25 protein-coding genes and 1 pseudogene are annotated in these 26457 nt (G+C 73.3%); 10 read left to right on the top strand and 16 right to left on the bottom strand.

Annotation, left to right across the window (positions count from 1 at the left end):
- Positions 1 to 9 precede the first annotated feature (9 nt).
- The 3 genes and pseudogenes from rocD to K5S26_RS14520 all read right to left on the bottom strand — a co-directional run bounded on the left by rocD (position 10) and on the right by K5S26_RS14520 (position 2522).
- Positions 10 to 1235, bottom strand: a pseudogene (gene rocD, locus K5S26_RS14530) (ornithine--oxo-acid transaminase).
- Positions 1184 to 2053 (bottom strand): dimethylargininase, encoded by an 870-nt coding sequence (gene ddaH, locus K5S26_RS14525; protein WP_246604055.1) that lies wholly within the window; start codon positions 2051 to 2053, stop codon positions 1184 to 1186. Before ddaH ends, rocD begins: the two are co-directional and overlap by 52 nt.
- A gap of 226 nt (positions 2054 to 2279) precedes the next feature.
- Positions 2280 to 2522, bottom strand: a complete 243-nt coding sequence (locus tag K5S26_RS14520; protein WP_221859455.1) for a helix-turn-helix domain-containing protein — start codon at positions 2520 to 2522, stop codon at positions 2280 to 2282.
- A 93-nt stretch (positions 2523 to 2615) separates the two neighbouring features.
- On the opposite strand from K5S26_RS14520, the gene K5S26_RS14515 reads away from it, so the two are divergent.
- Both K5S26_RS14515 and K5S26_RS14510 read left to right on the top strand, forming a co-directional pair.
- Positions 2616 to 3017 carry a hypothetical protein gene (locus K5S26_RS14515; RefSeq protein WP_221859453.1) on the top strand — a complete coding sequence of 134 codons (402 nt, stop codon included), beginning with the start codon at positions 2616 to 2618 and terminating at the stop codon, positions 3015 to 3017.
- A 6-nt stretch (positions 3018 to 3023) separates the two neighbouring features.
- Entirely contained in the window at positions 3024 to 3473 is a 450-nt protein-coding gene (locus K5S26_RS14510; RefSeq protein ID WP_221859451.1) for an ImmA/IrrE family metallo-endopeptidase, read from the top strand.
- 234 nt (positions 3474 to 3707) lie between these two features.
- Here K5S26_RS14510 and K5S26_RS14505 read toward each other — a convergent pair whose 3' ends face one another.
- Positions 3708 to 7577, bottom strand: coding sequence for a proline dehydrogenase family protein (locus tag K5S26_RS14505; protein ID WP_221859449.1), 3870 nt, complete (start codon positions 7575 to 7577; stop codon positions 3708 to 3710).
- Positions 7578 to 7669: 92 nt separating this feature from the next.
- Between K5S26_RS14505 and K5S26_RS14500 the strand changes: the two genes are divergently transcribed.
- Genes K5S26_RS14500 through K5S26_RS14485 form a run of 4 tightly spaced genes read left to right on the top strand, consistent with a single transcriptional unit; the run spans position 7670 to position 9958 of the window.
- Positions 7670 to 8200 (top strand): DUF1990 domain-containing protein, encoded by a 531-nt coding sequence (locus K5S26_RS14500; protein WP_221859448.1) that lies wholly within the window; start codon positions 7670 to 7672, stop codon positions 8198 to 8200.
- Entirely contained in the window at positions 8197 to 8871 is a 675-nt protein-coding gene (locus K5S26_RS14495) for a hypothetical protein (RefSeq protein WP_221859446.1), read from the top strand. Before K5S26_RS14500 ends, K5S26_RS14495 begins: the two co-directional genes overlap by 4 nt.
- Positions 8868 to 9428, top strand: coding sequence for a DUF4352 domain-containing protein (locus K5S26_RS14490; protein ID WP_221859444.1), 561 nt, complete (start codon positions 8868 to 8870; stop codon positions 9426 to 9428). Before K5S26_RS14495 ends, K5S26_RS14490 begins: the two co-directional genes overlap by 4 nt.
- A complete protein-coding gene (locus tag K5S26_RS14485) occupies positions 9425 to 9958 on the top strand; it encodes a hypothetical protein (RefSeq protein ID WP_221859442.1) in 534 nt (177 codons plus the stop codon). The genes K5S26_RS14490 and K5S26_RS14485 overlap by 4 nt, the downstream gene beginning before the upstream one ends.
- On the opposite strand, the gene K5S26_RS14480 is transcribed toward K5S26_RS14485, so the two are convergent.
- Both K5S26_RS14480 and K5S26_RS14475 read right to left on the bottom strand, forming a co-directional pair.
- Positions 9845 to 11110 carry a hypothetical protein gene (locus K5S26_RS14480; protein ID WP_221859440.1) on the bottom strand — a complete coding sequence of 422 codons (1266 nt, stop codon included), beginning with the start codon at positions 11108 to 11110 and terminating at the stop codon, positions 9845 to 9847. The two genes, K5S26_RS14485 and K5S26_RS14480, sit on opposite strands and share 114 nt — an antisense overlap.
- Positions 11111 to 11195: 85 nt before the next feature.
- On the bottom strand, positions 11196 to 11756 hold the full coding sequence (locus K5S26_RS14475; RefSeq protein WP_221859438.1) for a thioesterase family protein: 561 nt from the start codon (positions 11754 to 11756) through the stop codon (positions 11196 to 11198).
- A gap of 176 nt (positions 11757 to 11932) precedes the next feature.
- On the opposite strand from K5S26_RS14475, the gene K5S26_RS14470 reads away from it, so the two are divergent.
- Positions 11933 to 12502 carry a GNAT family N-acetyltransferase gene (locus K5S26_RS14470; protein WP_221859436.1) on the top strand — a complete coding sequence of 190 codons (570 nt, stop codon included), beginning with the start codon at positions 11933 to 11935 and terminating at the stop codon, positions 12500 to 12502.
- Positions 12503 to 12509: 7 nt separating this feature from the next.
- Positions 12510 to 13298, top strand: coding sequence for a coenzyme F420-0:L-glutamate ligase (gene cofE / locus K5S26_RS14465; RefSeq protein WP_221859434.1), 789 nt, complete (start codon positions 12510 to 12512; stop codon positions 13296 to 13298).
- 84 nt (positions 13299 to 13382) lie between these two features.
- Here cofE and K5S26_RS14460 read toward each other — a convergent pair whose 3' ends face one another.
- On the bottom strand, positions 13383 to 14165 hold the full coding sequence (locus K5S26_RS14460; RefSeq protein ID WP_221859432.1) for an enoyl-CoA hydratase-related protein: 783 nt from the start codon (positions 14163 to 14165) through the stop codon (positions 13383 to 13385).
- A 147-nt stretch (positions 14166 to 14312) separates the two neighbouring features.
- On the opposite strand from K5S26_RS14460, the gene K5S26_RS14455 reads away from it, so the two are divergent.
- Both K5S26_RS14455 and K5S26_RS14450 read left to right on the top strand, forming a co-directional pair.
- Positions 14313 to 18047 (top strand): choice-of-anchor I family protein, encoded by a 3735-nt coding sequence (locus K5S26_RS14455; protein ID WP_221859430.1) that lies wholly within the window; start codon positions 14313 to 14315, stop codon positions 18045 to 18047.
- A gap of 183 nt (positions 18048 to 18230) precedes the next feature.
- Positions 18231 to 18923, top strand: coding sequence for a GntR family transcriptional regulator (locus tag K5S26_RS14450; protein WP_221859428.1), 693 nt, complete (start codon positions 18231 to 18233; stop codon positions 18921 to 18923).
- Positions 18924 to 18975: 52 nt separating this feature from the next.
- Here the strand turns inward: K5S26_RS14450 and K5S26_RS14445 are convergent, their stop codons facing one another.
- From K5S26_RS14445 to K5S26_RS14405, 9 genes are all read right to left on the bottom strand, one after another.
- A complete protein-coding gene (locus K5S26_RS14445; protein ID WP_221859426.1) occupies positions 18976 to 19743 on the bottom strand; it encodes a carboxymuconolactone decarboxylase family protein in 768 nt (255 codons plus the stop codon).
- Between the two features lie 66 nt (positions 19744 to 19809).
- Positions 19810 to 20616 (bottom strand): N-acyl homoserine lactonase family protein, encoded by an 807-nt coding sequence (locus tag K5S26_RS14440; RefSeq protein WP_221859424.1) that lies wholly within the window; start codon positions 20614 to 20616, stop codon positions 19810 to 19812.
- Between the two features lie 48 nt (positions 20617 to 20664).
- Positions 20665 to 21555, bottom strand: coding sequence for an NAD(P)-dependent oxidoreductase (locus K5S26_RS14435; protein WP_221859422.1), 891 nt, complete (start codon positions 21553 to 21555; stop codon positions 20665 to 20667).
- The gene (locus tag K5S26_RS14430; RefSeq protein WP_221859420.1) at positions 21552 to 22001 is read right to left on the bottom strand and encodes a carboxymuconolactone decarboxylase family protein; all 450 of its coding nucleotides are present in this window, start codon (positions 21999 to 22001) and stop codon (positions 21552 to 21554) included. Before K5S26_RS14430 ends, K5S26_RS14435 begins: the two co-directional genes overlap by 4 nt.
- Complete coding sequence (locus tag K5S26_RS14425) at positions 21991 to 22413, bottom strand: cupin domain-containing protein (RefSeq protein ID WP_221859418.1); 423 nt, start codon at positions 22411 to 22413, stop codon at positions 21991 to 21993. Before K5S26_RS14425 ends, K5S26_RS14430 begins: the two co-directional genes overlap by 11 nt.
- A complete protein-coding gene (locus tag K5S26_RS14420; RefSeq protein WP_221859416.1) occupies positions 22410 to 23330 on the bottom strand; it encodes an NAD(P)-dependent oxidoreductase in 921 nt (306 codons plus the stop codon). Before K5S26_RS14420 ends, K5S26_RS14425 begins: the two co-directional genes overlap by 4 nt.
- Positions 23327 to 24184, bottom strand: a complete 858-nt coding sequence (locus tag K5S26_RS14415) for an SDR family NAD(P)-dependent oxidoreductase (RefSeq protein WP_221859414.1) — start codon at positions 24182 to 24184, stop codon at positions 23327 to 23329. The genes K5S26_RS14420 and K5S26_RS14415 overlap by 4 nt, the downstream gene beginning before the upstream one ends.
- A 39-nt stretch (positions 24185 to 24223) precedes the next feature.
- Entirely contained in the window at positions 24224 to 25015 is a 792-nt protein-coding gene (locus K5S26_RS14410) for an N-acyl homoserine lactonase family protein (protein WP_221859412.1), read from the bottom strand.
- Positions 25012 to 26367: an MFS transporter gene (locus tag K5S26_RS14405; protein ID WP_221859410.1), complete on the bottom strand. Its 1356-nt coding sequence runs from the start codon at positions 26365 to 26367 to the stop codon at positions 25012 to 25014. The genes K5S26_RS14410 and K5S26_RS14405 overlap by 4 nt, the downstream gene beginning before the upstream one ends.
- Between the last annotated feature and the right edge of the window lie 90 nt (positions 26368 to 26457).

Here is a 26457-nt window from a genome sequence, read left to right as displayed (position 1 = left end):
GAGGCCGCCTCAGCCCTTCAGCGCCACGGAGAGCTGCTCGAGCGCCCAGTCGATCTCGGTGGCGCGGATCACCAGCGGCGGCGCGATGCGGAGGGTCTGGCCGTGCGTGTCCTTGGCCAGCACGCCGCGGGCGAGCAGCCGCTCGGCGACCTCCCGGCCGGTGCCCAGCGCGGGATCGATGTCGACGCCGGCCCAGAGTCCGGCGGTGCGGATGGCGGTGAGTCCCTCGATCCTCTCGAGGCCGGCCCGCAGGTGCTCGCCGAGCTGACGCGAGCGCTCCTGGAAGCGCCCCGTCTGCAGCAGTTCGACGACCTTCAGGCCGACGGCCGCGGCCAGCGGGTTTCCGCCGAAGGTCGAGCCGTGCTCGCCGGGCCGGATGACCCCGAGCACGTCCTCGTCGGCGACCACCGCGGAGACCGGCAGGATGCCGCCGCCCAGCGCCTTGCCGAGCAGGTACACGTCCGGCACGACGCCCTCGCGGTCGCAGGCGAACGTCTCGCCGACGCGGCCCAGCCCCGACTGGATCTCGTCGGCGATGAACAGCACGTCGCGCGCGGTCGTGACCTCGCGGATCCGGCGCAGGTACCCGTCCGGCGGGATCACGACGCCGCCCTCGCCCTGGATGGGCTCGATCAGCACGGCGACGGTGTCGTCGTCGATGGCGGCCTCGAGGGCGTCGGCGTCGCCGTACGGCACGGCGACGAACCCCGGCGCGTACGGCCCGAAGTCGTCGTGCGCCTGCGGGTCGTCGCTGAAGCCGACGATCGTCGTGGTGCGGCCGTGGAAGTTGCCGAGGGCGACGACGATCTTCGCCCGGCCGTCCGCGATGCCCTTGACGCGGTAGCCCCAGGCGCGGGCGACCTTGATGCCGGTCTCGACGGCCTCCGCGCCCGTGTTCATCGGCAGCACGAGGTCCTTGCCGCACAGGGCGGCGAGCGCGTCCGTGAACGGGCCGAGCCGGTCGTTGAAGAAGGCGCGGCTCGTCAGCGTGAGCCGGCCGAGCTGCTCCTGCGCCGCCTGCACCACCTCGGGGTGCAGGTGTCCGAAGTTGAGCGCCGAGTAGCCCGACAGCATGTCGAGGTAGCGCCGACCGTCGGCGTCGGTGACCCACGCCCCTCGCCCTCGGCGACGGTGACGGGCAGCGGGTGGTAGTTGTGGGCGACGTGCGCCTCGTGCGCGGCCGTCACGCGGTCTCCTCGCCCGCGCCCGCCGCGCCACGCAGCTCCAGCGTGCAGCACTTGATGCCGCCGCCGCCGAGCAGCAGCTCCGACAGGTCCACCAGGATCGGGTTGTAGCCGCGCTCGCGCAGCTGCACCTCGAAGCCCTTCGCCCGCGGCGAGATGATCACGTTGTACCCGTCGCTGGCCGAGTTCAGGCCGAACACGGCGCCGTCCTCGTCCGAGACCAGAATCGCGTTCGGGAACCGGCGCTCGAGCTCGGCGCGGCTGGCCTCGTCGAACGCGTGCGGCAGGTACGCGACGCCCGGCTCCGCGCCGGGCTCGACGACGGGGTCGAGCACGGCGAGCGCCGTGTCGAGGTGGTAGAAGCGGGGGTCGACGAGCGTCAGGCTCACGACCTCCCGGCCGAATATGCGGGCGACCTCGCCGTGGCTGTCGCCGGTCGAGCGGAAGCCCGTGCCGGCCAGGACGACGTCGCCCGCCAGCAGGAAGTCGCCCTCCCCCTCGTTGACCTCCTCGGGTGCCCGCGTGTCGTAGCCGTTCGCGCGGAACCAGTCGATGAAGGCGGGCGCCTCGCCCTGGCGCTCGACGTAGCGGAACTCCGGGCCGTAGGCGATGCCGTCGATCAGGAAGCCGCCGTTGGCGGTGTAGACCATGTCGGGGTAGCCCTCGAGCGGGTCGATCAGCTCGACCTCGTGCCCCAGCTCGACGTAGGTGTCGTAGAGCCGCTGCCACTGCGCGATGGCCTTGGCGGTGTCGGTGGGGTTGGCGGGCTCCATCCAGGGGTTGATGGAGTAGCTGACGGTGTAGTGCTCGGGACGGCACATCAGGTAGCGACGCTTGTGCGGGATGCGGGCGGGTGCGATGTCGGACATCGTGCTCCTCTGCGGCTTCATGCTCAGGTGAACGTGCGGCGGACGCTGTCCAGGGGCCCGGCGGAGCGATGAGACGCCAGCGGCACGGGCACGCCGGTCACATTCTCTCACGCGGCATGGCGCGCGACGCGGAGGACGAGTGCCCGGTTCGAACCCCGCGCCCGCGGCTTCGTCGGCGCGGGCGCGGGGCCGCGGCTCGACCCGTCGCGGCCGTCTGCCCGGCGGCTCAGCCGGTCGTGTCGGAGGACCTCCGCGCGCCCGAGTCGACGAGCACGGCGGGCGAGACGGCCAGCGCCTCCGCGACCGCGAGCAGCTCGCCCATCGTGAACTCCGAGCGGCCGGCGATCTTCCGTCCGAGCGTGGCGTAGGCGATGCCCGTCGCGCGCGAGAGCGCGCGCTGGGACCACCCCGCCTCCCGGAGCAGGTGCCGCACCCTGCCGCCTACCAGCGCCGCGGGAGGACTGTCCATATAGACACTTTTGATGACCGCACAGTCAGTTGTCAAGCGCAAGGCCCTTTGCCCATATGGGCAATCGGAATGCCCGTTGCAATAATTGCGCGCATGACGACCAACCCACAGCGCAGTGCCGCCTTCGCACGCTTCGTCGGTCTCGAGCTGAAGGGGGCGATCACCGCCCGCGCGTTCACGGCGAAGCAGGTGGCCGTGCTCATGGGCCGCGCGGAGGCCAACTTCAACCGGTGGCTCAACGGCAGGGTGGGCATCCCGCTCGCCGTCGTCTGCGAGGCCTGCGAGGTGATCGGGGCGAACCCCGCCGTCATCGTCCAGAACGCGTACGACCGTCTCCTCGCCGAGCACGGTTCTCCACAGCCCGCGCACCGCGGCGACGCGCCGGTGGTCGACGAGGAGCAGAATGACGCTGTCGACGGCCTCTCCGTGACGGACCTCCCCCACGCCGCGAAGCGCGGCCGTCGACGCGTCGACGATCCCCCTCACGCGGAGTAGCCCGCCATGGACGACCTCACCCGACTCGCAGCCGAGTCCGGGCTCGAGGTGTCCACGGCCCACCTGCCCGGCGACCTCTTGGGCGCCTATCTGCCCGAGCAGCGGCGCATCCTGCTCGACGCGCGGCTGACCCCGGTCGAACGACGATGCGTCCTCGCCCACGAGCTGGGGCACGCGCACTACGGGCACCGCCACGTCGGAGCGCCCGGGGCGCTCTCCGCGGCGACGGCCGCGCAGGAGCGGCAGGCCGATCTGTACGCCGCCCGCCTGCTGATCTCCGCCGACGCGTACGAGCGCGCCGAGCGCCTGGGCTCCGGCGCGGAGTTCCTCGCCGACGAGCTGGAGGTCACCGCCGACCTGATCGACGCCTATCGCCAGTGGCTCGACCGCGGGCCGCCGCGCCCGGCGACGCACGCGGAGCCCGCCCGCCCGGGCGACGCGGGGCCCCCATCGTGAGCTGCGCGCGCTTCCCACGGAGATGTCGCCTTCACCGGAGCGATGCCATCGAGACGCCCCGGAGGACACGGGATCTCCGTCCGAACCACGCGGGCGGGGAGATGCGGGGCCAGATCGGGGCGTTCGAGCGCGGGAAGGAGCCCCCTCCCAGCGCGAGGCCGATCCATCTGGATCGTGCAGCGGCGCGGACGCGCCGCGATCGCTCCGGCGACGCGGCGTCCCCGTCCGGCGACGTCAGATGACCTCGGCGCTCCACGCGTCGGGGTTGCCGAACCGGTGGGCGGTGATCGAGATCGACTGCTCGCGCAGGAAGGGCAGCAGCTCGACGCGGCCGGCCGTGGTCACGTCACCCGCGTACACCGCCAGGTCGGGGTCGCCGCCGATCGCCGCCGCGAGGGCGCCGTGCAGTGCGGCGACGGACTCGCGCGATCCGATCAGGCGCGCCCGCCCCGGCCGCGACTGGTCGCCGATCAGCTGTCCCACGGAGATCGTGCCGGTCACCGGCGCGGGCTCGGCGGGCGGCGCGCCCTCGGTCGGACGGTCCCCGGCGGCGTCCGCCTCCGGAGCCGGCGCGCCGTCGGGGCCGCTCGCCGCGGCCGCGTCCACCGGCCCGCGCATGCGCTGGATCCACTGCTCGTCGGTCTCGACGTGCACCGGCACCCCCAGCTGACCCAGCACGCGGCGCACGGCCTGCGGCAGCCCCACCGGCGCCGAGAGCGTGAACCCGCCGTCGACGCGGACGCCCGCGATCGCGACGCGCAGCACCGACTGCCAGGTGGCGTCGGCGGTCGCCCGCACCGCCACGTCGGCGGGGCGGTAGCGGAACAGGTTGCGCTCCACACCCAGCTGCGAGACGTCCTTGACCTTGCCGAACTCGCGATCCCACGCGATCGCGTCCGACAGCGCGGCGCGGCGCAGCCAGTCGTGCTCGTCGTGGCTCAGCGAGGGCTGGGCCGCCTCGATCAGCGCGACGATGCGGGTGTCGAGACCCCGCAGCTGCAGCGCCTTGCCGGACGGGCCTCCCGACGAGGGCCGCCACGACCCGAGCCCGATCAGGTGGTTCGGCCCGCCCGCCTTGGCGCCGGCGCCGACCGACGACCGCTTCCAGCCGCCGAAGGGCTGGCGCTGCACGATCGCGCCGGTGATGCCGCGGTTGACGTAGAGGTTGCCGGCCTCGACCGTCTCGAGCCACTCCTCGAGGTCGTCGGGGTCCTGCGTGTAGAGACCGGCCGTCAGCCCGTACTCGACGGCGTTCTGCAGCTCGATCGCCCGCGCCAGCGAGGGGGCGTGCATCACGCCGAGCACGGGGCCGAAGAACTCCTCGCGGTGGAAGCGCGATCCGGGCTGCACGCCCGTGCGGATGCCGGGCGTCCAGAACCTGCCGTCGCCCTCCGCCGCGTCCCAGCCGGTGTCGCGCAGCGGCCGGGGCTGCACGAGCCACTGCTCGCCGTCGTCCAGGGTGGTCAGCGCCCACTCGAGCTTGCCCGAGGGCACCTCGATCACGGGCCCGATCTCCGACAGCGGGTCGGAGGGAGGGCCGACGCGCAGCGAGCGGGTCGCGTCGACGAGCTGTCTCGCGAAGCGCCGGGAGCGGCCGACCGGGCCGACGAGGATGGCCAGCGACGCCGCCGAGCACTTCTGGCCGGCGTGTCCGAACGCGCTGCGCACCAGGTCGGCCGCCGCGAGGTCGAGGTCGGCGGACGGGGTGACGATCATCGCGTTCTTGCCGCTGGTCTCGGCGAGCAGCGGCAGGTCGGGCCGCCAGCCGCGGAACAGCCGCGCGGTCTCGAACGATCCGGTCAGGATCACCCGGTCGACGGTCTCGTGCGCGATCAGCCGCCGGCCCAGGTCGTCCGGCCCGCCGTCGCCCTCGGCGATGTCGACGAGGGCGAGCAGGTCGCGCGGGATGCCCGCATCCCACAGCGCCTCGGCGACCACCGCCGCGCAGCGGCGCGCCTGGGGCGCGGGCTTGAACACCACTCCGGAGCCCGCGGCGAGCGCCGCCAGCACCCCGCCGGCCGGGATCGCCACGGGGAAGTTCCACGGCGGTGCCACCACCGTCAGCCGCGACGGCTCGAACACGGCGCCCGCGACGCGGTCGAGCTCGCGGGCGGTGGCGCCGTAGTAGTTCGCGAAGTCGACGGCCTCACTCACCTCGACGTCGGCCTCGGCGAAGACCTTGCCCGTCTCCGACCCGGCCACCTCGATCAGCTCGGCCCGGCGCGCCTCGAGCGAGCGCGCGGCGCGCTGCAGCATGCCGCCGCGCTCGGCGGCCGGCCGGCGGCCCCACTCCTCCCCGGCGGCCCGGACGCGGGCGACGATCTCCTCGAGGGCGTCCGCGTCGGAGACCAGGGCCGCGGCGACCGTCGCGTCGCCGGCGGTCGACGACGGGATCCGGGCGAGGATCTGACGAGCCCACTCACGGTTGTCCGGCAGGGCGGGATCGGTGTCCGGCGCGTTCCGGAAGCCCGGGGCGCCCGCCGCCGCGCCCACCTCGCGCTGAGCGAACACCGCGGTCTCGACGACGTCCGCCTCCGCGACCGCGCGGAACTCGTCGGCGGGCTCGAGCGCCACGGTGTCGTCCGCCGTCGCGACGGCGGACGAGCCGGACCCCCGGGCGATGTCCAGCGCGACCTGGGTCATGTCGTCGTCGCCCGCCGCCGCGATCTCCTCGGGCGACGGCACGTCCGCGCGGTCCTGCTCACGGTTCGGGCCCGCGGGCAGCGAGGGGTCCGCGGCACGCGCGACCGACGCGACGAACCGGTCGCGCTCCCGCGCGAACAGCGCGTCGTCCTCGTGCATCCCGAACGCCGCCGAGAGGAAGTTCTCACCCGACGCGTTCTCCTCCAGGCGACGCGCGAGGTAGCTGATCGCGACATCGAACTCGGACGGGGCCACCACCGGCACGTAGAGCAGCACGGGCCCGACCTCGCGGGAGACCGCCGCCACCTGCCCCTGGGCCATGCCCAGCAGCATCTCGAACTCCAGGGCCGACGTCGCGCCGGCTCCCGTGCCGCGCAGGCCCCGCTCGCCGGCGAGCAGCCACGCATAGGCGATGTCGAACAGGTTGTGCCCCGCGACGCCCACCGTCACGGCGCGAGTGCGCTCGGGGCGCAGCGCGTGGTCGAGACACCGCAGGTAGGCGGCGTCGGTGTCGAGCTTCGAGCCGTGGGTGGCGAGCGGCCAGCCGTGGACGGCGGCGTCCACGCGCTCCATCGCGAGGTTCGCGCCCTTGACGAGCCGCACCTTGACCGGGGCCCCGCCGCCGTCCACCCGCGCCGTCGCCCAGTCGGTGAGGCGCTCGAGGGCGGGCAACGCGTCGGGCAGGTAGGCCTGCAGGACGATCCCCGCGCGGTACGTCGTCAGCTCGGGGTCGTCGAGCAGCCGCTCGAAGACCGCGATCGTCAGGTCGAGGTCGCGGTACTCCTCCATGTCCAGGTTGAGGAACGTGCCGTGCGACGCCGCCGACAGGTACAGGGGGCGCAGCCGCTCCACCACGTGCTCGACGGTCTCGTCGAACGCCCACATCGACAGGCGGCTCGCGATGGCCGACACCTTGACGGACACGTAGTCGACGTCGGGCCGCTCCACCAGCTCGCGGATGCCCGCGAGGCGTCGTCCCGCCTCCTGCTCGCCGAGGACCGCCTCGCCGAGCAGGTTGAGGTTCAGGCGCGCCCCGTCCTCCCGCAGCGCGGCGAGCGCGGGGCCGAGCTTCTCGGGGCGGGCGTCGACGATGAGGTGGCCGACCATCTCGCGCAGCACGCGGCGCGCGATCGGGACGACCGGGGCGGGCAGCACCGGCGCGACGAGGCCGCCCGCGCGGACGGCGCCGCGCAGGTACCAGGGCAGGAACCCCGGGGCCAGGGGCGCGACCCGGGCGAGGTTGCCGGCCGCGGCGGCGAGGCTCTCGGGCCGCATCACCCCGTCGACGAAGCCGAGCGTGAACGGCAGGCCCTTCGGATCCCTCAGCACGCCGGCGAGCCGCTCCGCGGCCGCGTCCGCCTTCACGTCCGCCGCCTCGTCGACCCATCGGCGCGCGAGCGCGATCGCGGCCTCGACGAGGTCGCCGTCCGGGAGCTGCTGCGGGTCGAGGTCGTCGGACATGCGATCAGCCTAGGACGCGCCCCTCGGTTGCGGCCGGAACGGCGCCGGGAGCCGATCCCCCGCCCGGCAGCCGGACCTGCCAGGATGGGCGCATGCGCAAGGGGGACGCGTACACCTACGGCGAGGTCGGCGGCACCCGTCGCGACGACCTGCTGCGCCATCCCCCGCGCGGCTACCGCGCCATCGACGTCCGCACGAGGCTCGGCGACGACGCGGGCTGGCGGGAGGCGGGCGACGAGATCCTGCGGTGGGGCATCCAACGCCGGTCGGGCATCCGGGTGAGCGCGCCGGGGGATGCCGAGCGCCGTCCGATCGCCGCCGGGGACCGCGCCGTGCTGCGCATCGGCCTCTGGCCGCGCGACGTCCCCTGTCGCGTCGTGTACGTCGTCGACGAGCCCTTCGTGCGGGGCTTCGCCTACGGCACCCTGCCGGGGCACCCCGAGAGCGGCGAGGAGGCCTTCCTCGTGGAGCAGGACCCGGATGGATCCGTCTGGGTCCGCATCCGGGCGTTCTCGCGCCCCGCCACCTGGTGGCTTCGCGCGGGCGGGCCGCTGGTGCGGCTGCTGCAGCGCGCCTACACGCAGCGCTATCTGCGGGCGCTCGTGCCGTCGGGGGCGACGTGAGCGCGGCGGGCACCGGGGCGCCGGGCCCGACATCGGATGCGACATCGGCAGAGGGGCGGGTTCGCCCGCTCGCCCGCAGGGCTTGGGGCGCCCTCGCCGAGCTCGGCCCCGCCCCGTGGCTCGTCCTCGCCGCGCTCGCGGCGGCGGTCGGCGTCGTGTGGCTGGTCGGCGGGCTCGCGCCTGCCGACCGGGCGGCGGCACCGCCGGTGCGTCTGGCGGCCGGCGACGTGCACGAGAACGACCAGCTCGCGGTGGGCTTCGCGTCGGCGTCGCTCACGGACGACCCCGAGCTGTTCCTCGACGACGGCGAGGCGGCGCTGCTGGTGTCCCTCGAGATAGAGAACCGCTGGGACCGTCCACTCAACGCGCACGACGTCTTCACCGACGCCGTGACCGTCGCGGGCCTGCCCGAGGACGCCGACGTGCGGATCGAGCGCACGGACGACGGCTCGGTCGTGTCGACGCTGCAGCCGGGCGTGCCGGTCGCGACGACGCTGCGCTGGGACGTCCCGGCCGAGGCCCTCGCCGCCGGCGACGAGCTGCGGATCACGGTGCTCGACGGCACGCTGCGACAGTTCACCGTGCTCGGCGACGACTGGGCGTGGGGCGGCTACGTCCCCGCCGCCGAGGCGACCCTGCCGATCGCCGACGACACGGGAGGGACCGGATGAGCCCGCGGGCGGCGTGGGGTCTGGCCGCGGCCCTCGCGGCGGCGGCCTGCGTCGTGACCGCCGTCACGCCGCGGACGCACCTCGTCTACTCGGTGGCCGCCGTGGAGATGCCCTTCGTCGTCCCGATGCGGATGGGCGAGCAGGCGGTCGGGCGGACGTTCGCCGTCACGCCCGAGGCCGTGCGCGTCGCGGAGGCGGTCGAGACCGACGGCGGCAGGCTCGACGGGACGTGGGTGGTCGTCGACGTGGTGCTCGACGCCACCGGGGCGGAGCCCGGTGCCCGTCTCGAGCAGGTCGAGCTCGAGCTCGGCGGCGCGACCTACACGCCCAGCGACCGCGTCGACGGGACCGCCGAGGACGCGACGCTGCGCGCGGGCCTGCCGGTGCGCGGCAGCCTGGTCTTCGAGGTGCCCGCGGGCGCGGCTCACGGCAGCGCCCGCCTGACGCTGGGCCCGTCGGTCGACGTGCGCCTCGACGACCAGCTCGTGCTCGACCTCGACCTCGACGCGCCGCCGGCGGCCGTCGAGGTCGTCGAGGCCTGGGGGTGGGCCTCGTGAGCCGGTCGCGCGTGCGCGAGGCGTTCGCGCTGGGGGCCGTCGTGGTGGCGGCGATCGTGGTGCTCGGCGGCGGCGACCTGCTCGAGCACGCCGACGGCGACGACCTCGTGCCGCTCCGTCTCGCCCCGGGCGGCCAGGCCCGGGCGGCCGAGGCGACGTGGGGCCCGCTGACGCTCACCGACGTCACCCGCCTGCACGACCCGGACGACCCCCTGCCCGACGGCGCCCGGATCGTGGAGGCGGCGATCCCCTACGCGACGGGGGACGACGCGCTCGGCTGCGCGATCACCGGCCTCGCCGAGCAGCGCCTGCATACGCGCGGCGCGCCGGACGACGAGCGCGCCTGGGCCCCCGAGGTCGCCACGCTGCTGGACGACGAGGTGGAGAGGTCCGCGACGTGCGGCGAGCAGGATGAGCTACGCGCGGTCTTCCTCGTCCCGGGCGACGCGCGCGAGGACCTCGTCGTCACCGTGCGCGTGACGGCCGCCGACGCCGCCGTCGACGTCCTGCTGCTCTCCGGGACGCTCTGAGCCGGCCGGCGGGCCCGCCGTCGCGATCCGGGCGACGGCGGCGTTGCAGGCGGCCGCGACGAGCGCGATGAGGATGGGCGTGACGACCATCGACGGGATCAGCGAGATCGCCGGCAGCATCGCGCCGATCAGGTCGCCCTTGGCGTGCGGCCCGATCGCGCGGGTGACGAGGAAGAACGTCAGCGGCTCGACCAGCTCGATCAGCGCGAACAGCAGGCAGTACGCCGCGAGGAGCACGGGGCCGGTGCGGCGGACCAGCCGCGCTCCGTCGCGGACCGTCGCGACGTGGTCGTTCGCCGCGTCCGCCATGGCCGTCGCCGTGCGGCGCCGCAGGCTGCCGACCGGCGCGTCCGCGTCCGCCAGCGACCGTCCGTACACCGTCGCCGCCGTGAGCATCCACGCGATCGGGACGATCACTGCCTCGAACACGATGGTGACCGCCGGCGCCGCCGCGTCCCACACCCACGCGAGGGGGGCGGCGAGCGCCGCCAGCCAGGACCGCGCGTCCTCGATCCACACCGACAGCTGCCGCGTCTGCAGCCACTCCCAGAGGGTTGCCAGACCATCGTCGACCACGAAGGCGGTCAGGAACACCCAGAGCACCTCGACGACGACGGCACCGGCGCCGATCCACCACGGCGCCCGGCCCTGCAGGCGGCGCCAGCCGATCCGCGCCACGAGGCACGCGGCGATGACGATCAGCGTCGGCAGGTTGAGCCCGATGACCCAGAGGTCCGGCGCGGGCGTCTCGTCGCCGAGGTGCTCCGCGAGCCACCGCCCGCCCGCCACCTCGAGGTACCCCCGCCAGTCCTGCTCGAGCAGGCCGCTGGCGAGGTAGAACGCCGCGAACGGCAGCGCGGCCGTCAGCAGCGAGCGCGCGAACGCGCCGCGCCCGGGGGCGTCCTCCTCGCCGCGCAGCTGATCGAGCTCGTCGCGCACCACCAGCAGCATCGCGACGAACACCAGCAGTCGCGTGAGCATCGCCAGCGAGAGCGCCAGCGCGCCGCCGAACGGCGAGACCATGGCGACCTCGGCCGCCGCGCGCAGCGCGAGGTCGCGCATCACGACGCCGCCCAGCCACCACGCCAGCAGCACCGGCCAGCGGTGCGCGATGACGCGCGCGAGGTCGGCCGCGATGCGCAGGGCGATCATGGCCCGAGGATAGCGGCGCGCCGGCGCCGACGCGCGCCGCGCCCGCCCCGACGCGCGCCGCGCCCGATCCGGCGGCCCCGCGGGGTCAGTCCCAGTCGCTGGGCGCGGGGCGGCGCGTGGACGGCAGCGTCGCGGCGGCCGCCCAGTCGTGCATCCAGGCCGGCACCTCCGGCAGCTCCGCCGGCAGGTCGAGCGCCGCGAACAGCTCGTCGAGCGGCACGGTGCCGCCCGAGCGGCGCAGCATCCGTGCGCGGATGATCGCGCTGGCATAGACCTCGCCCCGCACGACCGCGCGATGCTCCAGGTACAGGGCGCGGTCGTCGTGCCCGATCCAACGGGTCTGCACCTCGAACCGCTGCCAGAGCTTCAGCGAACGCCGGAACGTGATCGTCTCGTTGCCGACCACGGCGTACCAGCCCCGCGCGCTCACGACGTCCATCAGCCCCGTGCGCACCATCAGGTCCCACCGGCCGAGGTCGAACAGCGACAGGTAGCGGCCGTTGTTCATGTGGCGCAGCAGGTCGATGTCGGTCGGCAGCGTGGTCAGCCGCACCCGGCCGACCGCCGTCATCGGCAGCAGGCCCTGACGGCGGCGGCGCCGCCGGGCGCGGATCATCACGAGAAGGGTGCGCCAGATCACGTTCACGAGGGGCGATGCTGGCACATCCGAGACGAGAAGGCCCGAAGCGTTGTCCTCTCCCGACAAAGATCCGCGGCCCGGGTCCGGACCACGACCGCGCGCGCCCGGGGAGCGGCCACCGACCCGCCACGCGCAAGACGCCGGATTTCCCGACGGCGCGCGTCCGTGCGTAGAGTCTGGCCATGGCAGCCGAATCCCCCCACACCGACGTCGAGGGAGCGGGCCCCCGGGCACCCCGCACCGACAAGAGGATCGACAGCGACGAGCTGCTGATCCGGCCGATCCGCGACGTGGACGCGGAGGCCATGGGCCGCGTGCACGCGAAGGTCTGGCACGAGACCTATGACGGCCTCATCTCCAGCGCGACGCTCGAGAACGTCTCCCCCCGACGTCTCGCCGAGCTGTGGACGCACTACACCTCGCAGAGCGACGAGATCCGTCACGCCGCCGCGCTCGTCGACGGCGAGATCGTCGGCTTCGTCGCCGCCGGCCCCGCCCGCGACGCGGACGCGCCGGCGCCCCGCGAGCTGTACTTCGTGTACCTGCTCGACTCGTGGCACCGCAAGGGCATCGGACGCGCCCTGTTCGAGGCCGTCGTCGACGACGGCGAGCCGCTCTACCTGTGGCTGGCCGAGGACTACCCGGGCGCCCGCACGTTCTACGAGAAGCGCGGCTTCCGCCTCGACGGCGCCCGCCGCGACGAGCAGTTCCTCGGTGAGACCCTCACCGAGGTCCGCTACGTACGTCCCTGAGCGCCCGATGCTGACGGTCTGGCCCCTGGCCGGCATCGGCGAGGTGACGGCGGGCGCCGACCTCGTCGAGCTCATCGCCGCCGCCGTCGAGGCGTCCGGTCATCCGCTCTCCGACGGCGACATCCTGGTCGTGACCAGCAAGATCGTCTCCAAGGCCGAGGGACGCTTCGTCCGCGCCGACGACCGCGAGGACGCCATCACCGCCGAGACCGTGCGCGTCGTGGCGACCCGGACGTCCGAGTCGGGGCACGTGACGCGGATCGTCGAGAACCGGCTCGGCATCGTGTCCGCAGCCGCGGGCGTCGACGCCTCGAACACGCCCGAGGGGACGATCCTGCTGCTCCCCGTCGATCCGGACGCCTCGGCGCGCGAGCTGGCCGACGGCCTGCGGCGCCGGCTGGGGGCCGAGGTCGGCGTGCTCGTCTCCGACACCCTCGGCAGGGCGTGGCGGGACGGTCAGGTCGACCAGGCGATCGGCGCGGCGGGCGTGCGGGTGTTCGACGACCTGCGGGGCACCACCGACGCCCAGGGACGCCCCCTGCACGTGACCCTGCCGTGCGTCGCCGACGAGCTCTGCGCGGCGGCCGACCTCGTCAAGCGCAAGGCGACGGGCATGCCGGTCGCCGTCGTGCGCGGCCGCGCCGACCTCGTCGGCGGCCTCGACCTGCCGGGCGCGCGCACCATCCCTCGAACCGGCGAGCGCGACATGTTCCGCCTCGGCTACGACGAGGCGTACGCGGAGGGCTACACGGCCGGCTCGGCCGCATCCATGCCGTCGGAGGAATCCACCGCGTAGGAGCCGATTGCTCGCATCCCTCCTACGGCGTGGATTCCTCCGACGCCGTGGCGGCGAGCGGGCCCGGCCGACCGGGCGCGGGGCCTAGCGGTGCGTGAACCGCGGTGGACGCTTCTCGCGGAAGGCGGCCATGCCCTCCTTCTGGTCGGCGGTGTCGAACAGCGAGGCGAAGAGGTGCTTCTCGAGACGCAGCCCCTCGGCCATGGGCGTCTCGACCGCCGCGTCGAGCGCGGCCGTGGCGGCGTACAGCGCGGGGAGCGGCTTCTCGGCGATGCCCGCGGCGAGCGCGGCGGCCTCGTCCAGCAGCTCGGCCGCGGGCACGACCCGCGACGCGATCCCGATGCGCTCGGCCTCGTCGGCCGCGATCAGCCGGCCGGACAGCACCAGCTCGGCGGCCTTGTACGGGCCGACCGCGCGCACGAGGCGCTGCGTGCCGCCCATCCCCGGGATGACGCCGAGCGTGATCTCCGGCTGACCGAACCGCGCGGTGTCGGCGGCCAGGATCACGTCGCACATCATCGCCAGCTCGCACCCGCCCCCGAGCGCATAGCCGGCGACCGCGGCGATCACCGGGGTGCGCACGTCGGCCACCGCGCGCCAGGCGTCGAACCGGCCCCCGACCGCGATGTCGCGGCCGTGCAGACCCTCCATCTCCTTGATGTCGGCGCCGGCGGCGAACGCGCGCTCGGAGCCGGTCAGGACGATCGCGCCGATGCCCTCGTCGGCGTCGAACGCCGTCATCGCCGCGGCGAGATCGTGCGACAGCTGCACGTTCAGCGCGTTCAGCGCCTCGGGGCGGTTCAGGGTGATCCACCCCACGCGGCCCCGCGTCTCGACCAGGATGGTGTCGTAAGCGGTGTCGGTCATCTTGCCTCCTCGCGTGATCCCCCTCCAGCATGGCAGGGGGCGGAGCGATCGTGACCGCCCGTTCACCCCGTCGCAACCTGCGACGCCTAGGACTGGAGGGAGCGTCTGCCCGACGTGCCACGCCCTCCCCTTCCCCTGGAGACAGTGATGCTTCCCTCCCCCCGCCGAGCCGCGCGCGTTCGTCGCCTGATCGCGGCCGCCGCCGCCACGGCCACCGCCTGCTCACTGGCCCTCGTGCCCCTGGCGGCCCAGGCCGCGATCGTGGACGACCGCGTGTCCGACAGCGCCGCCGACGCGCCGTTCACGATCGACCCGGCGGGCACGTTCGAGACCGGGCTGTTCGACCAGGGCGCCTCGGAGATCGTCCAGGCCCACGGCGACCGCCTCTTCTCGGTCAACGCCGCCGCGGGCACGGTCTTCGTCGTCGACATGACCGACCCGGCGGAGCTCACCGAGCTGTTCCAGATCGGCGCGGAGGGCGCCGTGGCCAACTCGGTGGCGATCCGCGAGGACGGCCTGGGCGCCGTCGCCCTCGAGGACGCCGCCGACAAAACGGCCGCCGGCCGCGTGCTGTTCTTCGACGCGGACGCCGACTCGGCGGAGGACGCCGTGCTCGGCACGGTCACCGTGGGGTCCCTTCCGGACATGGTCACCATCTCGCCGGACGGCGCGTACGCGGTGGTGGCCGACGAGGGCGAGCCCGCGGACGACTTCTCGACCGACCCCGAGGGCACCGTCAGCGTGATCGAGCTTCCGGACTCGGTCGCCGCCCCCGCGCAGCGCGCCGTCGCCACCGCCGACTTCCACGCCTTCGAGGGCGACGCCCTGCCGGCCGGGGTGCGGGTGTCCGGTCCTCGCCCGCACGGCGACGACCTGCCCGTGTCGCGCAACCTCGAGCCCGAGTACATCGCCGTCGCGGGCAGCACCGCCTATGCGGCCCTGCAGGAGGCGAACTCGGTGGCGGTCGTGGACCTGCCCACGGCGACGGTCACCGACATCCTGCCCCTGGGCACGAAGAACTGGGGCGCCACCGGGCTCGACGCGTCCGACCGCGACCCCGAGGGCGCGCCCACGATCGACATCGCCGAGTACCCGGGCCTGCGCGGCATGTACATGCCCGACGGCATCCAGGCCTACGAGGCGAACGGGCAGACCTTCCTCGTGACCGCGAACGAGGGCGACGCGCGGGAGTGGGGCGACTACACCGACGCCGCGCGCGTGGCGGACCTCGAGCAGGACGGCCAGGGGCCCCTGTGCGACGACATCGCCGCCTACGCGCAGGACGATACGCTCGGCCGGCTGGAGGTCTCGATCGAGGACGGCTTCGACGGCGAGTGCTACGAGGAGCTGTACGCGTACGGCGCCCGGTCCTTCTCGATCTGGACGGCGAACGGCGACCTCGTGTTCGACTCGGGCTCGCAGTTCGAGAAGCTCACCGCCGAGCTGGTGCCGGACCACTTCAACGCCGGCCACGACGACAACGCGTTCGACAGCCGCAGCGACGCGAAGGGCGTCGAGCCGGAGAACCTGGCGATCGGCGAGATCGACGGCCGCACCTACGCGTTCATCGGGCTCGAGCGCCTCAGCGGGATCATGACGTACGACATCACCGACCCGGCGGCGCCGTCGTACGTGGCGTACGTCGACAACCGCGACTTCGACGTCGACCTCGGCGCCGAGGTGGAGGCGCTGGAGGAGGCGGGAGCGAGCGAGGCGGAGATCGCGGAGGTCATCGCCTCGGCGGGCGACCTCGGCCCCGAGGGCCTCGACTTCATCGCCGCCACCGACTCGCCCACCGGCAAGCCGATGCTCGCGGTCGGCAACGAGGTGACGGGCACGACGACGCTCTGGGCGATCGACGACGGCACCACCGAGGTGCAGGTGCTGACGATCAACGACTTCCACGGGCGGATCTCGGCGGGCGGCGACGAGGCGGGCGCCGCGGTGCTGGCCGGCGCCGTCGCGCAGTACCGCGACGCGAACCCGAACACGGTCTTCGCGTCGGCGGGCGACAACATCGGCGCCTCGACGTTCACGTCCTTCATCGACGACGACAACCCGACCATCGACGCGCTCTCGCTGGCGGGGCTCGACGTCGGCGCCGTGGGCAACCACGAGTTCGACCAGGGCTTCGATGACCTGACCGACCGGGTGATCCCCCGCTTCGCGGACAAGACCGGCCTGAACGGCGGCGACTTCGCCCTCGGGGCGAACGTGTACCGGAAGGGCACGACCGACCCGGCGCTGCAGGAGTACGCGATCCGCGAGGTCGGCGGTGTGAAGGTCGGCTTCGTCGGCACCGTCACGTCGGACACCGCGACGCTCGTGAGCCCGGCCGGCATCGCGGACATCGAGTTCGGCGACCAGCTCGAGGCGGCGAACCGGGTCGCGGCCGAGCTGACCGCGTCCGGCGAGGCCGACGTCGTGGTGCTGCTGACGCACTCCGGGTCGGCCGGTGAGGACTGCGACGCGCTGGCGGCCGAACAGTCGGAGTACGGCGACCTCGTGCGCGGCGCCTCGGACGACATCGACGCGATCGTGTCGGGTCACACGCACCAGCTCTACGACTGCGAGGTCGACGGCCGCCCGGTCATCCAGGCGCACCAGTACGGCACGACCCTCGGCGCCCTCGACATCGTGACGGACTCCGAGACGAACGAGCTGATCTCGATCGCGGGCTCGACGGTCGACCTGGTCGACGACTCGGGCGACGAGCCGCTGCCGCTGTTCCCCGCCGATCCGCGGGTCGCCCAGCTCGTCGCCGACGCCGAGGCCGAGGCCGAGGTGCTCGGCGCGGAGCCCGTGGGCCGGATCTCGGCCGACATCCTGCGCGGCGGCACGCCTCCGGGCGACGACCGCGGCGTGGAGTCGACCATGGGCAACCTCGTGGCCGACGTCTACCTGTGGTCGGCGTCGGAGTACGACAGCTACGGCGGCTCCGACCCGGCCCAGGTCGCGATCATGAACCCCGGCGGCCTGCGCGACGACCTGCTGTTCCAGGGCGACGGAACGGTCACGTACGCGGACGTCGCCGCCGTGCAGCCGTTCGGCAACACGCTCGTCACGCTGACGCTCACCGGCGCTCAGCTGGAGCAGGTGCTGGAGGAGCAGTGGCAGCCGGGCGCGGAGCGCCCGAAGCTGCACCTGGGCGTCTCGGAGGGCTTCGAGTACGAGTACGTCGAGGACGCGGCGGACGGCGAGCACATCGTCTCCATGTCGTACCTGGGCGAGCCGGTCGAGGCGGAGGACGAGCTGCTGATCGTCACGAACTCGTTCCTCGCCGCGGGCGGCGACGGCTTCACGACCCTCGCCGAGGGGACGGGCACCGCCGACTCCGGCCTGATCGACCTGGCGGCGACCGTCGACTACTTCGCCGAGCGCGAGGTCGTCGATCCCGCTCCGCTGGGTCGCGCGATCGTGTGGTCCGAGGAGCAGCCGACCCCGGCCCCGTCGCCCACCCCGACCCCGACCCCGACGGACGACGGGCCGTGGGTGGAGATCTCCCTGGGCAGTGCCGAGGTCGAGCAGGGCGACACGCTGGACGTCGTGCTCACGGGGCTGCAGCCGGGCCAGGCCGTCGGCGCCACGCTCCACAGCGAGCCGATCGTCGTGGAGGGCCTCCCGGCCGCCGACGAGGACGGCGAGATCGCCTTCTCGATCGGGATCCCGGCGGACTTCGAGGTGGGCCCCCACACGCTGGAGATCACGTCGGCGGAGCTCGATCCGGTCACCGCCGAGCTCACGGTGGTCGCCGCCGCCCCGCTCGCCGCGACCGGTGGCGGGACGCCCTGGGGCCTGGCCGTCGGCGCGGCCGGGCTGATGGCCGCGGGCGGTCTGCTGCTGGCGCTGCGACGCCGGGGCGCCTCCGTGCGACACCGATAACCTCCGCCGAGACCGCGATTACCGGGCGAGACCGTGGCCGTCGGCCGGGGTCTCGCCCCGCGATCGCGGTCTCGTCGCGCGGCTGCGGTGTCGTCGAGCGGCTACGACCTCCCGTGCCGACGTGGACCACCCTTCGCGGCAGGTTTGTCGGACAATCCGGCGGCCGCGCCCTAAACTCACGACATGACGTCCACGAACTCGCTCTCGGTCACGTGGTCGGATGCGCAGGTGTCTCGCGTGGCGGCCCCGCTGCGCGAGCAGGTGATCGACGCCCTCACCCGGGCGATCCTCGACAACCGCCTCACCGGCGGTCAGCGGCTCGTCGAGCGTGAGCTCATGGAGTCGCTCGGCGTCTCCCGCACCACGATCCGCGAGGCGCTGAGGGAGCTCGCCTCGCGCGGCCTGATCACGGTCGTGCCGCAGCGCGGCGCGGTCGTCAGCGCGCCCACGCGCGAGGAGGCCCAGGACCTGTACGAGGTGCGGGCGGCGCTGGAGTCGCTGATCGTCGAGCGGTTCGTCGAGCGCGCCACCGATGACCAGGTGGCCGCCCTGGGCGAGGCCGTCGCCCGCTTCGCCGAGCAGGTGTCGCGGCACGAGGACGTCTTCGACGTGCTGAACGCGAAGGGCGAGTTCTACACCGTGCTGCTCGACGGCGCGGGCAGCGAGGTGTACCGCGAGCTGGTCGAGCGGCTGCAGACCCGCGTGCACGTGCTGCGCGCGACGAGCCTGTCGACCGAGGGACGCGCGGACGAGACCGTCGAGGAGCTGAACGCGATCTTCGCCGCCGTCCGCCGGCGGGACGCGCTGGCGGCGGCGAGCCTCTGCGCCGCGCACATCCGCGCCGCCGCGAAGACCGCCCTCGCGCACCTGTCCTGAACGCGAGGACGCGCCGGAGCCCGCAGGGCCCGGCGCGTCCTCGCGTGCGGCGTCAGTCGATCGGGACGCCCGCCGCCTCGGCCTCCTCGACGAGGATCGGCACGGCGCTCGTGGCCGCGTGGATGCCGATCACGCTGGCGATCTCGAGCACCTCGAGGATCTCCCCGACGCTCGCTCCGAGTCGCAGCGCGTTCTCGTAGTGCAGCTTGAGGCCCTTGACGTAGAGGTGCGTGGCGGACGCGTCGAACGCGCAGTAGACGAGCTCGCGCACCTTCGGCTCGAGCGTGCCGGTCTTCCACGGCACGGACGAGAAGTCGGTGTACGCGCGGAACATCTCCGGGTCGAGCTCGAGGATCTCGTCCCAGAATGCGTGCCAGTAGCCGCGGTTCTCGGTGAACTCGTCCTTCAGCGCCTGCTGCTCGTCGTCGAGCGGGGCCGGGCCCGTGCGCAGTCCCTGCTCCTCGAGCACCTGGACCAGCAGAGGGACGCCGATGTTCATCGCGTGGATGCCGAGCGTCGACGACAGCTCGAGCACCTCCATGATCTCCTGCGGGGTCGCGCCGGCCCGGAAGGCTGCCTGGATGTGCTGGCGCACGCCCGGCAGGTACATGTGGGTGGCGTTCGCGTCGACCGCGATGTAGATGAGCTCCTTGGTCTTGGCGTCGAGGTGGTTCTTGCGCCACGGCACCATCGACATCTCGCGGTACGCGTCGAGGAACTCGGGGTCGAGCCTCGCGATGCTCTCCCACAGCGGAGACCACGTCCCGCGCTGCTCGACGAAGGCGTCCTTGGCCGCCTGCTGACGTTCGTTCAGGTTCACTGTCGATCTCCTTCGATGGGTCGGACGGAGGCGTCCGTCGGTGTGTGCGCTCGGGCCGGCACGGGCTCAGGCGATCACGGTCGCGAAGGCGCCCGCATCGCCCGGCGCCGCCGGGAAGCGCGCCCGGGTGCGCGCGTCGTGTCCGGGCACGACGGTCGAGCCGGTGTCGGCCGCGAGCCGCCGGAGGAAGGCCAGCCCGTCGCGCATCTCCTGCAGGTCGGTGAAGGCGAAGAACGGCCACTGGTGCTCGAGCTGCTCGTAGAAGTGCGCGGCGTCGGAGGCGAGGATCACCGGCCGCTCCCCCGTGTCCACGCGGACCACCAGCTCGCCGGGGCAGTGCCCGCCCACGGGATGGACGGTGACGCCCGGGCGCACCTCGGCCTCGCCGTCCACGAGCAGCAGCCGGCCCTCCCGCTCGGCGCGCCGCACGGGCTCGAGGTGGGCCGCGGTGGTGAACTCCCCCTCCAGCTCGCCGCGCTCCCACTTGCCGAACCAGTGGTCGCGCTCGGCGCGCGCCGCGACCACGCGGGCGTTCTCGAACAGGCCGAGGTAGCCGATGTGGTCGTAGTGGAAGTGCGACGTGACGACCATGTCGACGTCGATCGGGTCGACGCCCATCGTCGCGAGCGACTGCGGCGTCGGCACGACGCTGATCTCGCCCAGCCAGTCGTGCTCGGAGATGTCGTAGCCGGTGTCGACCAGCACGACGGACCCGTCGGCGGCCCGCAGCAGCCAGTAGTTGTAGTCCATGTCGAGCGGCCCGTCGGGAAGCCCGTACGACCCGTAGTCGTGGAACACGTCCTTCTTCCGCACGACGCGCTCGCCGTACTTCACCTGCCAGATCGAGATCGAGGCGTTCTGCTGCCCGGTCACGACATCTCCTCTCCTTCGGTGTCCGCGGGCCCGCGCGGCGCGGCCGCGTCAGCCCTCCGCCGGCCGCCCGGCGTCGGCGTTCGCGGCGATCCATTCGGCCACGCGCGTGTGATCGGCGTCGGCCGGAAGCGACTCGGCCGCCTCGGCCCAGCGGGCGATCGCCTCGGCGCCGAGCGCGAGCGGCGCGCCGAGGTCGTCGGCGAGAGCGGCGGCGATCCGCATGTCCTTCAGCATCAGGCGCAGCCCGAAGCCGCTGTCGTACGTGCCGGGCAGGATGAAGTTCGGCCACTTGTTGTCGGTCGACCCGCTGCGTCCGCTCGAGCCGTTGACCACGTCGAGGACGACCTGCGGGTCGAGCCCGAAGCGGCGCCCGACCTCCATCGCCTCGCTGGTGGCCCACAGGTGCGTGGCCGACATGAGGTTGTTCAGCGCCTTGAGCGCGTGACCAGCGCCGACCTCGCCGCAGTCCACCACGCGGCCGAGCGGGGCGAGCAGCGCGTGCAGCTCGTCTCGGTCGGCGGCGTCGGAGCCGAGCATGATCGTCAGCGACCCGGCGACCGCGCCCTTCACCCCGCCCGAGACGGGGGCGTCGGCGAGCCGCACGTCGCGCTCGGCGAGCCGGTCGCGCAGGGCGCGGGTGGCCAGCGGCTCGGACGAGGACATGTCGATCACGATCGAGCCGGCGGCGAGCGCATCGGCCGCGAGCAGCTCGTCCGCGACGGCGGCCACGACCGCCGAGTTGGGCAGCATCAGCACGACGGCGGACGCGCCGCGCGCCGCCTCCGGCGCGGATCCCGCGACCTCTCCCCCGGCCTCGATCAGGCGGTCCCGAGCGGCCTCCGCCGGATCGGATCCGACGACCTCGTGCCCGGCCTCGATCAGGCGACGCGACATGGGCGAGCCCATGTTGCCGAGGCCGACGAACGCGATGCGGCTCATTCGGCGGCCGTCCTGTCCGACGCGCCCGCCGGCTCGAACTCGTCGACGGCCGCGTCGCCGAGCTCCTCGCGGATGACCTTCTCGGCCACGCGGAACGACTCGAGGGCGGCCGGGATGCCCACGTACATCGCCGCCTGCAGCAGCGCCTCGTGGATCTGCTGCACCGTGACGCCGTTGCGGATCGCTCCGCGCACGTGCACCCCGAACTCGTGCATCCGGTTGAGCGCCGTGAGGATGCCGAGGTTCAGCAGGCTGCGCTCGGTGCGGTCGAGGCCGGGCCGCCCCCAGATGCCGCCCCAGCAGAACTCGGTCGTGTAGTCCTGCGCGGCCCGGGAGAACCCGCTGACGTTCGCCATGGAGCGCTCGACGTGCGCCTCGCCCAGCACCTCCTTGCGGATGCCGAGGCCGAGCTCGTAGGTGTCCATGTGGGTCCCGTCAGCGAACATCGTCCGTCTCCTCCTCCTGCGCGCCGTCGATCGGCGTCGCGCTGTACTCCTGGTCGGTCACGGGATCGGCCCACACCGTCTGGCCGAGCGAGATCGCCGTGTGCGTCATGAACGAGTCGGGCGCCGCGCCGTGCCAGTGCCGCTCGCCGGGCGGGCACCAGACCGTGTCGCCGGCGCGGATGACGTGCAGCTCGCCCTCGGCGAAGACGTAGCCGCGACCGGCGAGCACCTGCAGGATCTGCCCCTGCTCGTGGTGGTGCCAGTAGGTGCGGGCGCCCGGGGTGAAGTTCACCGTGTTGATCGTCACGCCGTCGGTCTGCGCCATGGTGACGTACGGGAAGACGCTGCCCGTGAACTGCGATCCCGGCTTCCCGGCGGTGCCGTCGAACCGGTCGGGGCGCTGGATCCTCATCGGGCGTCCTCCGTCGCGTCCGGTCGCGGCTCGTGCAGGCGGACGCCCCCCGAGACGTCGCCGATCGCGTCGACGACGGTGTTGCTGATCCTGTCGGCGTAGCCGAGCTGGCGGGCCAGGCCGAACGACGCGACGGGGCCCGCGGAGTTCAGGCTCGTCACCCCGAGGCCGGCCAGCAGCTCGAGGTAGAGCGAGACGTCCTTCAGCATGAGCGTGTTGGTGAGGCCGCCCTCGAGGTAGTCGCCCTTGATGATGTGGGGGAACCGGTTGATCGTCGCGAAGTTCACGCCCGACGATGCGTTGAGCACCTCGAGCACGGTCTCGAGGTCGAGGTCGGCCTTCTTCGCCGCGACCATCACCTCGGCCGTCGCCGAGAGGGCGATGGCGTTGAGGAAGTTGTTGAGCAGCTTGACCGTGTGCCCGGCGCCGGAGCCGCCGCAGTGGGCGATCTTCGTGGCGAAGTGCCCCAGCACGTCCCGCACGCCGTCGAGCGCGTCCGCCGGGCCGCCGACCATGAGCGTCAGCGTGCCTTTCTCGGCCGCCGCCGCGCCGCCGGAGATGCCCGCGTCGAGGTAGCTCGCGCCGCGCTCGGCCAGGTCGGCCGCGATGCGCCGGGTCGAGTCGGGGCTCGCCGTGGACAGGTCGACGATCACCTGCCCGTCGCGGACCGCGTCGATCGCCCGGCCCTCGCCGTAGAACACCGCCTCGACGACCCTGCTGTCGGGCAGCGAGAGCAGGACGACGTCGCTGCCCGCGATCGCCTCCGCGGCGGAGCCGGCGGCGTCGGCCCCCGCCTCCCCGATCGACGCGGTGCGCGGGTCGAAGCCGAGCACCGCCACCCCCGCGCCGGTGATCCGGCGGGCCATGCGCCCTCCCATGTTGCCGAGCCCGATGAAACCGATGCGCTGTCCGCTCATCGTCGCGCCTCCTTCGCCGCTTCCCATTCCTCCGCCGTGTACGTCGCGGCGTCCAGCGCCTCGGCGTCCCACGCGCCGGCGCCGCCCGCGGGTCGGACCGTGTTCACGATCGACGCGCCGCCGTCCGCCGCCAGGATCTGTCCCGTCGTGTACGAGCTGTCGCCGCTGAGCAGGAAGGCGACCGCACCGGCGATCTCGCTCGCGGCTCCCGCCCGCCGCAGCGGCGTGGTGCCCGCCCGCACGACCATGTCGTTCTTGCCGCCCTGCGTCGTCGCCGCATCGGCGAACAGCTGCGTCGGCACGATGCCGGGGGCGACGCCGTTGACCCGCACCCCGATGGGTCCGCCGTAGACGGCGGCGCCGCGGACGAGGCCCACGACGGCGTGCTTGGACGTGTGGTACGGCAGCAGGTCCGCGGCCGCCGTGAGGCTGGCGATCGAGGCGGTGACCGCGATCGCCCCGCCGGAGCGGCGGTCGCGGTAGTGGCGGAAGGCCGCTCGGATGCCGAGGAACTGGCCCGTGACGTTCACCCGCATGACGCGCTCGAAGTCGTCGACCTCCAGGTCGGGCAGCGCGGCGAAGGCGCCGAAGATCCCCGCGTTGAGGTGGAACAGGTCGATCCGGCCGAACCTCTCGATGCCCGCCGCCATGTACGCGTCGACGTCGGCCTCGGCCGAGATGTCCGCGACCACGGCCAGGGCGTCGCCGGGAAGCGCCTCGGCGACCTCGTGGACGGCGCTGTCGCGGTCGACCGCGACCACGTTCGCGCCCTCCCCCGCCAGCCGCTCCGCCGACGCGCGGCCCAGGCCGCTCGCGGCGCCGGTGACGACCACCGTCTGCCCGTCGAATCTCATCGTGCTCCTCTCGTGTCTGCGATCGCCTCGGCGACGTGCTCAGCCGATGCGCGCTGTCAGCCCCGGCAGGGGCCCGTCGGCGATGCGTCCGAAGCGGTCGAGCGTGGACGGGTCGTGCCCCGACACCACGTGCCTGACCGTGCCGTCCTCCTCCCAGCGGTGCAGCAGGTCGAACCCCGCGTACATCGCCGGCAGGTCCGCCACGAAGGCGAACGGCACGTCGTCCTCGTACTCCTCGTAGTAGTGCACGGCGTCGCTCGCGAGCGCCACACGCCCGTCCGCGGTGTCGACCAGCACGACCGACTGGCCCGGCGTGTGGCCGCCGACCCGCACCATCCGCACGCCGGGCGCGATCTCGGCCTCGTCGTCGAACACGCGCAGCCGCCCCTGCCCCTCGATGCGGCGCAGCTCGGCGAGCTCGGCGTCCTCGACCGAGTGGTGGAACTGCCGGCGCGTGGCCATGCCGCTCGCCCAGAACTCCCACTCGGCCCGCGCCATGGTCACCCGCGAGGACGGGAACAGGTCGAGGTTGCCGATGTGGTCGTAGTGCGCGTGGGTCACGAGCACCTCCGGCGACGAGGCGGGGTCGACGCCGAGCGCCGCGAACGCCTCCCGCGGCTGCACGAGGAACGTGCGGGCGCGATTCGCCCCGCCGGCCGCCGAGAACCCGGTGTCTACGACGATCGTCTGCTCGCCCGTGTCGACGAGCCAGAAGAAGTAGTCCATCCCGATGGGCTCGTCCGGCCTGCCGTAGATCGGCCAGTTCAGGTAGACGTCCGACTTCGTGCCCTGACGGGTGCCGTACTGGACGATGGTGATGCGGTTGGTCACGCACCCACCCCATCACGCGTCGCGGGCGCCGTCACGGGCTCGTGCCCGCGGACGGCCTCGTGCTCGCTCGTGATGTCGCGGCCGGCGGTCTCGGGCAGCCAGCGCCAGAGGAACGGCAGCGCGAGCACCGCCAGCAGCACCATGTACCAGGACGGCGAGACCGGGTCTCCCGTCGTGCCCGCGAGCCACATGCCGATGTAGGCGGCGGGGCCGGCGATGAAGGCGAGCGCGATGTTGAAGCCGATCGCGCTCGCGCTCGAGCGGTTCGACGCGGGGAACAGCTCGACCAGCATGACCACGGTCGTGACGCTCACGAGCGACTGGGTCATCGTCAGCAGGATGATGCCGATGACGACGGGCATCGCCTGGCCGCTGGACATCATCCAGAACACCGGGATCGGCAGCACGATGTAGCCGATCGTGCCGATGATGTTGAGCCGGCGGCGACCGAACCGGTCGCTCAGGGCGCCCGCGATGGGGCACAGGATCATGTACACCGTCAGGCCGATCGCGCTGAGCGACAGCGCGGAGCCGCGCTCGAGGCCGACCGTCGTGGTGAGGTAGTTCACGACGTACGTCGCCAGGTAGTAGAAGCCCGTGCCCTGCACCGCGGCGATCGCGAGCGTGAGCAGGATCGGCCGCATGTTCTGGCGGAGGCTGCGCAGGATCGGCGACTTCTGCACCTCGCCCTGCGCCTCGACCTGCTGGTAGACGGGCGTCTCGCCGAGGCGCATCCGGATGTACAGGCCGATGAGCGCGAGCGGCGCCGCCAGCAGGAACGGCACGCGCCAGCCCCAGGCGAGCAGGTCCTCCTCGGACAGGACGTTGTTGAGGGTCAGCGCGAAGAGGCTGCCGACGATGGTGGCGAGCGCCGCGGTCGCGGAGATGACGCTGCCGAACTTGCCGCGGTGCGGGGTCGGGGTCGACTCGATGAGGTACGCGGCCGAGCCGGTCCACTCGCCGCCCGCCGAGAGGCCCTGCACGCAGCGGCAGAGCACGAGCAGCATCGGGGCCAGGATGCCGGCGACGCTGTAGACCGGCAGCAGTCCGATGATCGTCGTGGCGATGCCCATCGCCAGCACCGAGATGGCGAGCGCGGTGCGCCGGCCGTAGCGGTCGCCGATGGGGCCGAGGATGAAGCCGCCGAGCGGGCGCATGAAGAACCCGACCGCGAACACGGCCAGCGACGACAGGATCGCGACGAAGGGGTCGGTGTCCTCGGGGAAGAAGAGCTGTCCGATGATGACGGCGAAGAAGCCGTACACGGCGAAGTCGAACCACTCCATGAAGTTGCCGATGGCGACCGCCACGGCGACGCGCATCTTGCTCGGCGCGGGTGCTGCTGTGGACACGTGTACCTCCTTGTACGCGACTGGGACGAGTCGAACCCCCGGGAAAGATTGGCAGACTGTACGACAATCTGTCAAGAATGCCGCGCGCCG

It is taken from the genome of Microbacterium marinilacus, from assembly GCF_019753765.1.
In the GTDB taxonomy this organism is placed as follows: domain Bacteria; phylum Actinomycetota; class Actinomycetes; order Actinomycetales; family Microbacteriaceae; genus Microbacterium; species Microbacterium marinilacus.
Note: the sequence above shows the minus strand (reverse complement) of the source record. Positions and strands in the feature narration are given on the sequence as shown.